Annotated in this window: 11 protein-coding genes and 2 pseudogenes; 6 read left to right on the forward strand and 7 right to left on the reverse strand. The window is 73.1% G+C overall.

Annotated elements, in window-relative coordinates; genetic code table 11:
• Positions 1-4: 4 nt before the first annotated feature.
• The 3 genes and pseudogenes from AB0O01_RS15735 to amaP form a co-directional block, all read left to right on the forward strand.
• Positions 5-364, forward strand: a pseudogene (locus AB0O01_RS15735) (Asp23/Gls24 family envelope stress response protein); the annotation flags it as partial.
• Positions 361-1,074, forward strand: a complete 714-nt coding sequence (locus AB0O01_RS15740; protein WP_365313668.1) for a DUF6286 domain-containing protein — start codon at positions 361-363, stop codon at positions 1,072-1,074. The pseudogene AB0O01_RS15735 and the gene AB0O01_RS15740, both read left to right, overlap by 4 nt.
• Positions 1,071-1,658, forward strand: a complete 588-nt coding sequence (gene amaP, locus AB0O01_RS15745) for an alkaline shock response membrane anchor protein AmaP (protein WP_365313670.1) — start codon at positions 1,071-1,073, stop codon at positions 1,656-1,658. The genes AB0O01_RS15740 and amaP overlap by 4 nt, the downstream gene beginning before the upstream one ends.
• Positions 1,659-1,732: 74 nt before the next feature.
• On the opposite strand, the gene AB0O01_RS15750 is transcribed toward amaP, so the two are convergent.
• The 5 genes from AB0O01_RS15750 to AB0O01_RS15770 form a co-directional block, all read right to left on the reverse strand.
• Positions 1,733-2,488, reverse strand: coding sequence for an SDR family oxidoreductase (locus AB0O01_RS15750; RefSeq protein WP_365313672.1), 756 nt, complete (start codon positions 2,486-2,488; stop codon positions 1,733-1,735).
• Between the two features lie 5 nt (positions 2,489-2,493).
• Positions 2,494-4,269: a glycoside hydrolase family 15 protein gene (locus AB0O01_RS15755; protein WP_365313777.1), complete on the reverse strand. Its 1,776-nt coding sequence runs from the start codon at positions 4,267-4,269 to the stop codon at positions 2,494-2,496.
• A gap of 332 nt (positions 4,270-4,601) precedes the next feature.
• The gene (locus AB0O01_RS15760) at positions 4,602-5,396 is read right to left on the reverse strand and encodes an SURF1 family protein (RefSeq protein ID WP_365313674.1); all 795 of its coding nucleotides are present in this window, start codon (positions 5,394-5,396) and stop codon (positions 4,602-4,604) included.
• A 247-nt stretch (positions 5,397-5,643) separates the two neighbouring features.
• On the reverse strand, positions 5,644-5,877 hold the full coding sequence (locus AB0O01_RS15765; RefSeq protein ID WP_365313675.1) for a hypothetical protein: 234 nt from the start codon (positions 5,875-5,877) through the stop codon (positions 5,644-5,646).
• Between the two features lie 78 nt (positions 5,878-5,955).
• On the reverse strand, positions 5,956-6,987 hold the full coding sequence (locus tag AB0O01_RS15770) for a DEDDh family exonuclease (protein ID WP_365313676.1): 1,032 nt from the start codon (positions 6,985-6,987) through the stop codon (positions 5,956-5,958).
• Between the two features lie 244 nt (positions 6,988-7,231).
• On the opposite strand from AB0O01_RS15770, the gene AB0O01_RS15775 reads away from it, so the two are divergent.
• The 3 genes from AB0O01_RS15775 (at position 7,232) to AB0O01_RS15785 (ending at position 9,932) form a co-directional block, all read left to right on the forward strand.
• On the forward strand, positions 7,232-7,942 hold the full coding sequence (locus AB0O01_RS15775; protein WP_365313678.1) for a VIT family protein: 711 nt from the start codon (positions 7,232-7,234) through the stop codon (positions 7,940-7,942).
• A gap of 224 nt (positions 7,943-8,166) precedes the next feature.
• Positions 8,167-9,165: a sterol desaturase family protein gene (locus AB0O01_RS15780; RefSeq protein ID WP_365313680.1), complete on the forward strand. Its 999-nt coding sequence runs from the start codon at positions 8,167-8,169 to the stop codon at positions 9,163-9,165.
• The gene (locus AB0O01_RS15785) at positions 9,165-9,932 is read left to right on the forward strand and encodes a lysoplasmalogenase (RefSeq protein WP_365313681.1); all 768 of its coding nucleotides are present in this window, start codon (positions 9,165-9,167) and stop codon (positions 9,930-9,932) included. Before AB0O01_RS15780 ends, AB0O01_RS15785 begins: the two co-directional genes overlap by 1 nt.
• Before the next feature lie 51 nt (positions 9,933-9,983).
• Here AB0O01_RS15785 and AB0O01_RS15790 read toward each other — a convergent pair whose 3' ends face one another.
• Together AB0O01_RS15790 and AB0O01_RS15795 are read right to left on the reverse strand one after the other, a co-directional pair.
• The gene (locus tag AB0O01_RS15790) at positions 9,984-11,039 is read right to left on the reverse strand and encodes a CopD family protein (protein WP_365313779.1); all 1,056 of its coding nucleotides are present in this window, start codon (positions 11,037-11,039) and stop codon (positions 9,984-9,986) included.
• Positions 11,040-11,144: 105 nt separating this feature from the next.
• A pseudogene (locus AB0O01_RS15795) lies at positions 11,145-12,639 on the reverse strand (CoA transferase).
• Between the last annotated feature and the right edge of the window lie 66 nt (positions 12,640-12,705).

Consider the following 12,705-nt stretch of genomic DNA (forward strand, 5'->3'; position numbering starts at 1 on the left):
GGTCGTTCCCCCCGGGGAGCGCGGGGCCACCCGGATCGCGGACCGGGTCGTCGCCAAGGTGGCCGCACAGGCGGCGCGCGAGGCGGTCGGCCCGCTGCCCGAGGACGCGGCGCACCCGCACGCCACCGTCGTGATCCGCCCCCAGGCCCAGGGCCCGGAACAGGCGCCCGCGGAGGCCGCCCACATCCGTCTGCACCTCGAACTGGCCTACCCCGTCGACATCGGCGCCCGCTGCCGCGCGGTGCGCCGCCATGTCGTCGAGCGGGTGGGCGCGCTGGTGGGCATGGAGGTCCCGGAGGTCGCCGTCGAGGTGGAACGGCTGCATCCGCCGACGGGACGCGGCGCACAGGAGAGGACGCGATGAGCGAGTCCCGGGAGCCCGAGAACACCACCCGCCGACTGCCGGTCCTGGACAAGGACACCGGTTCCGGCGACGACGGCGCTCCCGCGCGCGGGCACGGCCCGGACCGGTCCTCCTCGGCCGCCGCCCACGACCCGCCCCCCGTGCTCGACGGCACCGGCGACGGCGGCGACCAGCGCCGCTTCTGGTCCGCCCGGCGCGTCCCCGCCGCGATCGTCGCCCTGCTCCTCCTCGGCCTCGCCGGGCTCTTCCTCTACGACATCGCCGCCGTCCGCGCCGGACGCCCCGCCATGAGCTGGCGGCGCGACCTGGCCCGGCAACTCGCCGAACGCCCCCTGGACGACACCTGGGTGCTCACCGGGGCGGGCATCGCCGCCGCCCTCGGCCTGTGGCTGATCGTGCTCGCCCTGACGCCCGGTCTGCGCGCGGTGCTCCCCATGCGCCGCGTCCACCCCGACGTCCGCGCGGGCCTGCGCCGCGACGCCGCCGCGCTCGCCCTGCGCGACCGGGCCATGGAGGTGTCCGGCGTGCAGTCCGTACGGGTCCGGATGCGCCGCAGACGCGCCGATGTCCGCGCGGTCTCCCACTTCCGCCCCCTGGACGACGTACGGGCCGATCTCGACGGGGTGCTCACCGACGCGATCCGGGGCCTCGGCCTGTCCCGGCCGCCCGCGCTCGCCGTCCAAGTCCGCCGTCCCGGCCGGAAGGGGTGACCGCGGTGCTCAGAACCGTCAACCGGATCCTGCTCGGCCTCCTCGGCCTCGTGCTGCTGCTGTTCGGCGGCTCCGTGCTCGCCGTCGGCCTCGGGGTGAAACCCCCGTCCTGGTGGATCTACGACGGCCCCGACGACGTCCTGCTCAGCGACGCCCGGCGCACCCGCTGGCGGGCGGACGACTGGTGGTGGCCGGTCGTCATCGCGGTCCTGGCCGTTCTGGTGCTGCTGGCCCTGTGGTGGCTCACCGCGCTCCTGCGCCGCCACCGGCTCGGCGAGGTGCTGGTCGACACCGGCGACGGCGAGGGCGCCGTCCTGCGGGGCCCCGCGCTGGAACAGGCACTCGCCTCCGAGGCCGCCGACCTCGACGGCGTGGACACCGCCCACGTCCACCTCCAGGGCCGCCGAACGGCCCCTGAGGCCCGCGTACGGCTGCTGCTGGAGCCCCATGTGGACCCCGGGACGGCGCTGCACCGGCTGACCACCGGGGCGCTCGCCCACGCGCGCGACTCGGCGGGCCTGGCGGCCCTTCCGGCGGAGGTCCGCCTCAACGCGGTCAAGCACCGGGCGGAACGGGTGAGCTGACGCGCCGTCGGCCCGGCGGTCGAGGCCGGCTGATCGATCGACCAGTATCGATCCGCGTGTTCGCGCCGCTCGGATCAGAACCCGTGCAGGGCGCCCCCGTCGACACTGAGCATGACGCCGGTCACATAGGACGCGGCGGGGGACAGCAGAAACGCTCCGGCGCGGCCGAACTCCTCCGCCGTCCCGTACCGCCGCAGCGGGATCCGTGCCTCGTGCGCCGCGCGGGACGCCACCGGATCGGCGGAGAGCCCGTCCAGTTCGCGCACCCGGTCGGTGTCGATCCGCCCCGGCAGCAGCCCGACCACCCGGACACCGCGCGGCCCGAGTTCGTCTGCCAGTCCCTTGGCGAACCCCGCCAGCCCCGGCCGCAGCCCGTTGGAAACGGTCAGCCCGGGGATCGGTTCGTACACCGACGACGACAGAACGAACCCGATCACGCCTCCGCTCGGCAGCACGTCGGCCGCCGCGCGGGCGAGCCGTACCGCGCCCAGGAACACCGAGTCGAACGCCGCCCGCCACTGCTCGTCGGTGGTGTCCGCCACGAACCCCGCGGGCGGCCCGCCGACGCTGACCAGCACCCCGTCCAGGCCGCCGAACCGCTCCCGCGCGGTCGCGATCAGCCGCTCCGCCGCACCCGGGTCGGCGTTGTCGGCGGCGACCCCGGCCGCGTTCGGCCCCAGCGCCCGTGCCGCCTCGGCCGCGGTCCGCTCGTCGCGGCCCGTCACGACCACCTTCGCGCCGTCCGCGACCAGCTCCCGCGCGACCGCGTTGCCCAGCCCGCGTGTCGCCCCGGTGACGATGTACACGCGGTCCTTCAGTCCAAGATCCATGGCCCCTATGGTGCCCCGCCGCTCCCGAAGAGCGCGAGCGCGGAGTTCACCAGCCCGATATGGCTGAACGCCTGCGGGAAGTTGCCCAGATGACGTCCCGTGTCCGGATCGCACTCCTCGGACAGCAGACCGACATCATTGGCGAGCGACACCAGCCGTTCGAACAGCTCGCGCGCCTCTCGCGTGCGGCCCGTCATGTGCAGCGCGTCCACGAGCCAGAACGAACAGACCAGAAACGCTCCCTCGCGCCCCGGCAGCCCGTCCACGCCGCTCTCCTCGGCCGTGTACCGGCGCAGCAGTCCCCCGTGGTCCAGCTCCGCGCGGATCGCGTCCACGGTGCCGATCACGCGCGGGTCGCGCGGCGAGAGAAAGCCCAGGCGCGGGATGAGCAGCACCGAGGCGTCCAGTTCCCGGGAGCCGTAGTACTGCGTGAACGTGTTCCGTTCCGGATCGAATCCGCGCTCGCACACCTCACGGTGCACCTCATGGCGCATCGCCCGCCAGGCGTCCAGATCGCCGCCCAGCTCCGGCTGGGCCTCCAGGGCGCGCACCGCGCGGTCGGCGGCCACCCACACCATCACCTTGGAGTGCACGAAGTGCCGCCGCTCGCCGCGCACCTCCCACAGTCCCTCGTCCGGCTGCCGCCACCGCTCGCTCAGCCACTCCATGAGCGCCCGCTGAAGCGCCCACATGTCGGGCCGTACGGTCAGCCCCTCGTGCCGGGTCAGCTCCAGGGAGTCCATGACCTCGCCGTACACATCGAGCTGGAGCTGGCGCACGGCGTCGTTGCCGATCCGTACCGGCGACGAACCGGCGAACCCGGCCAGCCACGGCACCTCCATCTCCGGCATCCGCCGCTCGCCCGCCAGGCCGTACATGATCTGCAGATCGGCCGGATCACCGGCCACGGCCCGCAGCAGCCAGTCACGCCACGCCTGGGCCTCCTCCTGGTAGCCGACGGCGAGCAGCGCGCCGAGGGTGAGCGTGGAGTCCCGCAGCCAGCAGTACCGGTAGTCCCAGTTGCGCACCCCGCCCAGCGTCTCCGGCAGCGAGGTCGTGGGGGCCGCCACCACGCCCCCGGTCGGCTTGTAGGTGAGCGCCTTGAGCGTGATCAGCGAACGCAGCACGGCCTCCCGGTGCGGCCCCTGGTACGTGCATCGCGCGGTCCACGCGCGCCAGTCGTCCACGCTGGTGCGCAGCGCCTGGAACGGGTTGGTGAGCGGCGGGCGCGGTTCGTGCGAGGGGTGCCAGGTGAGCACGAACGCGACTCGCTCACCCGGTCCGATCGTGAACTCCGAGTGCGTTCCGAAGTCCTTGCCCCAGGTGCGCACCGGAGGCTCGCTGCGCAGCCACACCGAGTCCGGACCGGCGGTCGCCACCCGGTGCCCGTCGGACTTGCGCATCCACGGAACGATCGATCCGTAATCGAACCTGATCCGCAGGGTGCTGCGGACCGTGACCCGCCCGCGCAGCCCTTCCACGACGCGTACGAGGTCGGGGGCCCGGTCCCGCTGCGGCATCAGGTCGGTGACCCGGACCGCGCCCTCGTCGGTCTCCCAGTCGGTGTCCAGGACGAGGGTGCCGGGGCGGTAGCCGCGCCGGGAACAGCGCCCGGTGGCCCGTACGGGGGCGATGCGCCAGTGGCCGTTGTCCTCGTCGCCGAGGAGCTTCGCGAAGCAGGCGGCCGAGTCGAAGCGGGGCAGGCACAGCCAGTCGACGGAGCCGTCCGTGCCCACCAGGGCGGCGGTCTGCTCGTCGCCGATCAGGGCGTAGTCCTCGATGCGGCGGGCGGTGCCCGGGTCGCCGGCGGCCTGCCCACGCGCCCGGGTGTCGTTGGACGGGTGCACGGCTTCCGGGTTCCCGTACCGGCGGGTCGGCAATCGGGGGTGGGGGCCGGGTGGGTGACGGGGGTGGGGTGGGGCGTGTGTGCTGGGCGCGGGGCTGGCCGGGGCCGTGGGGGTGTCGGCGGGGCCGCGGCGGTGGGGGCGGGCCGGTCGGCGTGTCGCTGGTGCCTCACCGAGGGGTGCCCAGGGGGAGCGGGCGCTGTTCGGCGTGTCGCCTGTGCCGCACCCGGGTACCCGGGGAAACGACCGCCGCTCGGCGTGTCGCGGGGTTACACCGTGGCCGGTCGCGGGTCCTGCGTCTGCTCCACGTCCGCCGGGCCCTTCTTGTCGCGGGCCTCACGGCGCACCAGGATCACCCAGCCGACCGGCACGGCCGCGGCGAACAGCCACCACTGGATGGCGTACGCGTAGTTGAGGGCGGCGTCCTCGTTGCCGGGCTTTCCGATCAGTTGCGGTGTGCCGCCCCGGGGCTCGGGAGTGGTCTGGACGACGTAGCCGCCGAGCACCTCGGCGTCCAGCCGGTCCGCCTCCTGTGCGCTGTTGATGAGCATGATCTGCCGGTCGGGAAGCCCCTCCAGGTCCTTGATCCCGCTCGCCTCGGTCGTCTCGTCGGGCATCAGCCGCCCGGTGACGGTGATCTCGCCGTCCGGCGGTGCGGGCACCTCGGGGAACACGGTCTGGCTGGGACCGTCGGTCGCGATCCAGCCCCGGTTGACCAGCAGCACCTTGCCGTCCGCCAGCACGAACGGCGTGAGGACGTGGACGCCGACCGCTTCGTCGGCGTTGACCCGCCGTCTGACGACGACCTGCCGCTCGGTGTCGAAGTGCCCGATGGCGCTCACCGTGCGGTACCGCTCGCCGGTGGTGACCGTGTGCCCGGGGGACGTCAGTTCCTCCACCGGCACCGCCGGGGCGCCGAGCGCGTCGGCGACCAGGTCGTTGCGGGCGGTGCGCTCCTCGTAGCGATGCATCTGCCAGAAACCCAACTCGATCATCGTCGGGATGAGCGCGACGGAGAGCAGGGTCAGCAGAATCCACTGCCGGGACAACAGGAAGCGGTACACCCCACGACCGTACCCCTCGGCACACGGCACGCCGTGCGCGGGGGTCGGAGGTGGGGCGGGACCGGGCTCAGAGGGCTGTGCTGACCGAACGCTCACACATGATCGTCGAACGTGAACAGATGATCGCTTGAGCGCGGCGGACAGATGAATGCCGGGCGTTCGCCGGACGGTCGTTCGCTCGGGCGGAGGTGTGATGGCTTGCCGAAAGGTGATGGTGATCGTTCGTTCAGGTGCCTGATCGTTCGTTTCAGACCCGGTCGACAATGCCCGTCCGTCCCTCCGCGCGGGCGCAATGCGCACCGCAGTACCAGTGGCCGTCGACCTCCACCCCCTGGCCGATGATCTGCACCCGGCAGTGCTCGCAGATCGGTGCCATGCGGTGGATCGCACAGGAGAAGCAGTCGAAGACATGCACCGCGCCCTGCGCGTGCACCTCGAAGGTCATTCCGTAGTGATTGCCGCAAACCTCACATGTCGCCATGCGCCACAGGGTGAGTGGTCCGCCGGGCACGGGCGAGCGGCGACCGGGCGAGTCGCGCACAATCACCCGTCCGTACGGTCACCGCTCCGACGCCGGCTCCACGTCCAGCAGCAACTGGCCGAAGGCCGCCTCGTCGACCACCGGCGTCCCGTACTGCCGCGCCTTGACCAGCTTCGATGTGCCCGAGTCCGGGTCATTGGTGACCAGCAGGCTCGTCAGCCGGGAGAGGCTGGTCGCCACATGGAGCCCGGCCTCGATCGCCCGGTCCTCCAGCATCTCGCGCTCGACGGAGGTGTCGCCGGAGAACGCCACCCGCATGCCCTGCTTCAGCCGCCCGCCGTCCGCGTACCGCCCGGGGTTCGGATACGGGCAGGCGGGCCGCTTCCGCGCCGGCCGCCAGGTGCCCGGCCGGTAGCTCCCGGAGCCGCCATGGCCGCCGTAGCCGCTGTATCCGCCGCCCGAGCCGCCCGCCTGCTGCCCGATGCGCGGCGCCGGCGCGTCCGACCACTCGGTCAGCGGGCGGCACTCCTGCAACGGCAGCCGCAGCCCGCCCTCGGCCGCCGACCGCAGACTCGGCCGGAACGCCTCGGCCAGCACCCGCGCGTCGTCCAGCGCGTGGTGCGCCCGCTGCTGGACCACGCCGAAGTGCGCCGCGAGGGACTCCAGTTTGTGATTGGGCAGCGGCAGCGCGAGCGCCTTGGACAGCGCGATCGTGCACAGCCGCTGACTCACCGGCGGGCGGCTCTCCACGCGCGCGTACTCCCGCGCGATCATCTGCCAGTCGAAGACCGCGTTGTGCGCCACCAGCACCCGGTCCGCGAGCCGCTGCCCGAACTCCTCGGCGATGTCCCGGAAGAGCGGCGCCGAATCGAGCTGGTCGGTCGTCAGACCGTGGATCCACACCGGCCCCGGATCGCGCTCCGGATTGACCAGCGTGTACCAGTGGTCCTCGACCTGACCGCGCGCGTCCAGCCGGTAGACGGCCGCCGAGATGATCCGGTCGTCGCGGGCCAGTCCGGTCGTCTCCACGTCGACGACCGCGTACCCCGTCGGATAGGCGGCCGGCCACGGCAGGGGCAAGGAGCCTGCCGTCGTAAGGTCTTCGAGCATGGTCACTGAGGATACGGGCCCGGACTGACAGCGCGTCGAGTCGCCCCGCGAACCCGCCCCCCGCGCCACCGGAACCGGTACCCGCGCGCGGGACGCCCCCTCAAGGCGGCTTGCCCGGAGGCGAGTTCGTCCTCTGGTGCCGCGTCCGGGCTGACCGGTGGCGTTCGCTCCGCAGCGCCCCGTCGCCTCCGGCGCGCACGAGTCGGTACGCGCGTGCGCGCGCCCCGGGTGCGATCCTCGCGGTGTGACACAACCAACGCACGACGAGGCCCACGGAGGCGCGCTCGGAGAACGGCTCAACTGGCTGCGGGCGGCCGTGCTCGGCGCCAACGACGGGATCGTGTCCACGGCAGGCATCGTCGTCGGCGTGGCGGGCGCCACCGGCGACCGCTCGGCCCTGCTGACCGCCGGCCTGGCCGGACTCCTCGCCGGATCGATGTCCATGGCGGCGGGGGAGTACGTCTCGGTGTCCACCCAGCGCGACTCCGAACTGGCCGCCATCGCCCTGGAGAAGCGCGAACTGCGCGAGCAGCCCGAGGCCGAACTGGAGGAGCTGACCGAACTGCTCCGGGGCCGAGGTCTGTCCCGGGACGTGGCCCGCGAGGCCGCCGTCCAACTGACCCGGCGCGATGCGCTGAAGGCGCACGCGAGCGTCGAACTGGGCATCGATCCCGATCAGCTCACCAACCCCTGGCACGCCGCCTGGGCGAGCTTCCTGTCCTTCACCGTGGGCGCGCTGCTGCCGCTGCTGGCGATGGTGCTGCCGCCCGCCGACTGGCGGCTGCCGGTCACCGTGGTCTCGGTGCTGGCCGCTCTTGTCCTCACCGGCTGGAGCAGCGCCCGCCTCGGCTCCGCCGACCCCCGCCGGGCGGCGCTGCGGAACGTGGCGGGCGGCGTCCTCGCCATGGGCGTCACCTATGCGGCCGGGACGCTGCTGGGCGCGGCGGGAGTATGAACGAACGATCGTCCCCGGGGACCGGCGCGCATCTGATCGTTCGATCACGCATCCGGTGATCGATCACGCCCCGGGCGAGCCCGCGGCCGTCCCGAACGGGTGCATGGCGGACCGGAGCGGGTGGTCCATTGGTGAGGGCCGCCAACAATTCCGGCCCTACCACCGGTAATACTTGTCGGTAACAACGTCTGGTCGCGGGCGACGGGCCGCCTTACGGTGCCTGCATGCCGAACCTGCCCAATGTCGTGCTGTGGTCGATCCCGGCCTTCGTGCTGCTCACCGTGATCGAGATGATCAGCGTGCGCGTCCATCCCGACGAGGACGCCGCCGGCTATGCGGCCAAGGACGCCGCCACCAGCGTCACCATGGGCCTCGGCAGCCTCGCCTTCGACCTCCTGTGGAAGATCCCGGTCGTCGCGATCTACACGGCGGTCCACGAACTGACCCCCCTGCGTGTCCCCGTGCTCTGGTGGACGATCCCGCTGATGCTGCTCGCCCAGGACTTCTTCTACTACTGGTCCCACCGGGGCCATCACGTCATCCGCGTCCTGTGGGCCTGCCACGTCGTCCACCATTCCAGCGAGAAGTTCAACCTCACCACCGCCCTGCGCCAGCCCTGGACATCCCTGACGGTCTGGCCGTTCTACGTTCCCCTGATCGCCGTCGGTGTTCATCCGGCCGCGCTGGCGTTCTGTTCCTCGGCCAACCTGGTCTATCAGTTCTGGATCCACACCGAGCGGATCGACCGGATGCCGCGCTGGTTCGAGTACGTCTTCAACACGCCCTCCCACCACCGCGTCCACCACGCCTCCCAGGGCGGCTATCTCGACCGCAACTTCGGCGGGATCCTGATCGTCTGGGATCGATTGTTCGGTTCGTTCGTCGTCGAGACCGAACGCCCTGTCTTCGGCCTCACCAAGAACATCCGCACCTACAACCCGCTCAAGGTCGCCACCCACGAATACGCCGCCATCGCGAGCGACCTCAAGACGGCCGCGGACTGGCGCGAACGCGTAGGCCATGTCTTCCGCGGTCCGGGCTGGCAACCGGCGGACCACCGCCCGGGGGCCGACGGGAACACCGAGAAGAACGCCCCGAATAACACGGAGAAGAACACCGAGGAGAAGGCCGACGGAAACGCTGCCAAGGGGGCGGCCAGGACGGCAGGCGCGGACACTGCCGAGAAGGCCGGCAACGCCACCGGAGAGACCGTGGTCGCCTGATGGACCGGACCCGTACGCCCTCCCCCCGGCCCGCCACCGGTCCGTTCCCCCGTCGTCCCCTTTCCTCTCCCCTTCCCCCGACCTCCGGCCGGCCGGCCCTCGGGCGGCTCGTCCCGGCACTGTTCGCCCTCGCGGTCGCCGTCGACCTCGGCTCCCTGCTGGCCGGGTTCGACGCCGGGCACCTGGCCGCCAAGCCGCTTCTGATGCCCCTGCTGGCGACCTGGGCCGCCCTGTGCGGCGCGCCCCGGCTGCTGATCGCCGCCCTGCTGTTCGGCTGGGGCGGCGACGTCCTGCTCCTCACCGACGCCGAGCCCGCCTTCCTGGCCGGCATGGGCTCCTTCGCCGTCGGGCACGTCTGCTATCTCGTACTGTTCCGCCGCACCGGCCCGTCCCGCGCGCGTGCCGCCCTGCTCGTCCCCGCCTATGCGCTCGCCCTCGTCGGGGCCGTCGCCCTGCTCTGGCCCGATCTGCCGGCCGACCTCAGAGTCCCGGTGGCCGCCTACAGCGCCCTGCTCACGGCGATGGCGTACCTGGCGGCCATCCGCGTCGGCCCGGTCGCCGCGGCCGGTGGCGCGCTCTTCCTGCTCTCCGACACCCTGATCGCCACGGGTGTCGCCGAGTGGCCGCAACTGCCCCGGCCCGACTTCTGGGTGATGCTCACCTACATCGCCGCGCAGTTCCTGCTCACGCACGGTGTGTTGAGCGAACGATCAGCGCGAGTCGACGTGCAGGGCCCCGGCCGTCCCCACCGACCGGACGAACCGTGAGCGATCACTTCCCGGACAAATGATCGGCACCGCCGTCACCAGCGCATCCGTTCACCAGCGGATCGGCACCGGAAGGGCCGTCAGCAGTCCCGAGACCGCCACCACCACCCCCAGCACCACCACCTCCGCCCGCGCGGGCGCGTAGGACGTCAGTGGATCGGACACGCGGCGCAGCCGGTTCCGCGCCGACAGCGCCAGCGCGGCCACGACGACCACCAGCAGTGCCTTCGCGAGCAGCACCCGCCCGTACGCCGTCTCCGTGAGCTGCTCGACCACCGTCTCCGGCGGCATCCGCCGCAAGGTGCTCCAGATGCCGGTCGCGGTGGTCGCGGCGAGCAGAACGGCGGCCACGCGCGCGTAGAGCCCCAGCAGTGCGGCACCGGCACCGGCACCGGCACGGCGACCGGCAACAGCACGGTGACCGGCACCCTTGGCGGACCCCCCGCCCCACAGGCGCAGCGTCCGCAACGCGTACACCAGGCCGCCCACCCACAGCGCCGAGCACGTCACATGGACCAGCGTCAGCGCCGAACCGACCAGAGGGCTGTGCTCGACCGTGGGGTGCGCGCGCAGGGCCTCCGCCACCGCAATCGCCGCCAGCGGCCACACCTGCGCGCGCGGGCTGCCGAACAGCACCAGAAGCCCCGCCAGCGCGAACGCGTTGAGCTCCAGCAGCGCGAGCTTCCCGTCGCGCGACGCGTACAGGCCGCCGACGTCGATCTCACCGAGGTCGCCCGGCACCAGATTCCCGGTCGCGACCACCGAGGCCAGCCCCAGCGCGGCCAGGAACCCCACCCCTGCCGCGTACAGCGCCCAACTGCGGGGGAGTACCTCCGGGGCGCCCGGCAGCCGCTTGGAGAGCCGCTGCACGAACAGCTCACCGACCGGAACGCACAGCGCCGTGAACAGCAGCGTGCGCAGCAGGGCGATGCCGCCCACGCCCGGCGCGGGATCCTCCCCGGTGCCCTGGAGCGCCGCGGAGGGCCCGAGCAGCGGTATCAGCGCGCCCAGCGTCACCAGGACGAGCACGGCGACGGCCCGGCCCGTTCCGGGACGCCGCTCGTCGGGGCCGCCGTCGTCGGCGGTCTCGGCGGTCGGTCGTATCAAGGTCACCTCAAGATCATCACCAGTCGCGCACCACCGGACAAGGACCAGAGGGCAACGGACATGACCGCATTCCGGCCATACGTACGATTCCGGCAGGCATCGTACTCATGACCATCGGGGCGTGTCGGAGCCCCACGGTGCGGGCGCCGTCGCCCAGTCCGTCGGCCCGCCGTCGAAGGCCACCGGCGGGAGCGCGTACCGCAGCCACCCCACCCGGCTGTCCCGCTCGGCGAGCCACGGTCCGGGCCCGCCACGGGCGGCAGCCTCCCGTGCGCCCGACAGCGCACCGGACGGGCCCCGCCCCCGGTCCCGCCCGTTCGCCTCCATCGCCGCCGTGTCCGGAGCGGGCTCCGCCGTGTCCGGGATCAGCCCCGCCTCCCGGGTGCCCCGCGCGCGTGCCCCGCCCTTCAGCCACTCGGCCGTCCGCGCCAGCGCCACCCGCACCACGCGCGCGTCCCCGTCCCCCGCCCGATCGGTGAGCGCCCGCAGCACCCCGGCCGCGAGTAGATATCCCGTCCCGTGGTCCAGCGCCTGGGCCGGAAGCACACCGGGCCGCTCGGGAGCGCCCTCGACCACCGCGATGCCGGTGGCGGCCTGGACGAGGCTGTCGAAGCCCCGACGGCCACCCCAGGGCCCGTACGCGCCCCACGCCGACAACTGCGCCACGACCAGGCCCGGTCGCCGCTCGGCCAGCGCCCGCGCGGACAGTCCCTGACGGTCCAGCGCGCCCGGACGGTAGCCCATCACGACCACGTCCGCCGCGCCGAGCAGGTCCTCGAACCGATCCCGGTCCGCGGTCAGGTCCAGCGTCGCCGAGCGTTTCCCGAAACCGGTGTCCATGTGCTGGTCGGGAAGTTCGGGCAGCCAGGGCGGGTCCAGGCGCAGCGCGTCCGCGCCCAGCAGGGCGAGCGTGCGGGTGGCGACCGGGCCCGCGATGACCCGGGTCAGATCCAGCACGCGCAGCCCGGCCGCCGGAAGCAGCGGGGAGCTAGCCAGAGGCACCGGCCCGCGCGCGCCCGGGACCGAGCCGCTCGCGCTCCACCAGAGGCTGTGCGGTCACCGCCACCCCCTGTGCGTGCCCGGCCCACTGGCGCGGTGTCCGCACTGCGACGGCGAGGCCCCCAGCGCCCTGGACCGTCTCCTCCACCTTCAGGGCGGCCCGTCCCGCGAGCACCTCACCGACGGCCTCGGCCGAGGCGTCCCGGGGTAGCCCGAGGGCGTCCAGCAGCCGTCTCCGGTGATGCGGATAGTTGGCATGGGTGCGGACCCAGCCGTCCGCCACCCGCCAGAACCGGGACAGCGGCGCGAACGAGACCGGCGCCCGCCCATCGATCAGCAACCGCCGCTCACTGGTGAACGCGGCCTCCACCGCCCCGTCGTCCACCCGGACCCGCGGCACGCGCACGGGTGCCGCCCCCGCTCCCGCCCGCAGCGCCGCCAACTCCGCCGCCGCCAGCGCGCACACGCTCACAGAGGCCCGCGCCACTTCCCGTACCGGAAGCCGCGCCGGGAGCGTTCCTGATCGTTCGATCACGGAGAGCCGGGCGAGCAGGGTTGGATCGCCGCCCAAAGCGGCCCACGCGTACGAGGTCTCGTCCATAGGGGCACTATGCGGGACCGACCGATCACCCGGCGCGTCGCGCAGGAGACGGGCACAGGGCGAGGA

The sequence above is a fragment of the Streptomyces sp. NPDC093252 genome, from assembly GCF_040683675.1.
Lineage (GTDB): Bacteria > Actinomycetota > Actinomycetes > Streptomycetales > Streptomycetaceae > Streptomyces.

Excerpts from the sequence above, each read along its gene's own strand:
- AB0O01_RS15740 (WP_365313668.1), top strand. The coding sequence starts at position 361 with ATGAGCGAGTCCCGGGAGCCCGAGAACACCACCCGCCGACTGCCGGTC.
- AB0O01_RS15750 (WP_365313672.1), bottom strand. The coding sequence starts at position 2,488 with ATGGATCTTGGACTGAAGGACCGCGTGTACATCGTCACCGGGGCGACA.
- AB0O01_RS15765 (WP_365313675.1), bottom strand. The coding sequence starts at position 5,877 with ATGGCGACATGTGAGGTTTGCGGCAATCACTACGGAATGACCTTCGAG.
- AB0O01_RS15770 (WP_365313676.1), bottom strand. The coding sequence starts at position 6,987 with ATGCTCGAAGACCTTACGACGGCAGGCTCCTTGCCCCTGCCGTGGCCG.
- AB0O01_RS15780 (WP_365313680.1), top strand. The coding sequence starts at position 8,167 with ATGCCGAACCTGCCCAATGTCGTGCTGTGGTCGATCCCGGCCTTCGTG.
- AB0O01_RS15785 (WP_365313681.1), top strand. The coding sequence starts at position 9,165 with ATGGACCGGACCCGTACGCCCTCCCCCCGGCCCGCCACCGGTCCGTTC.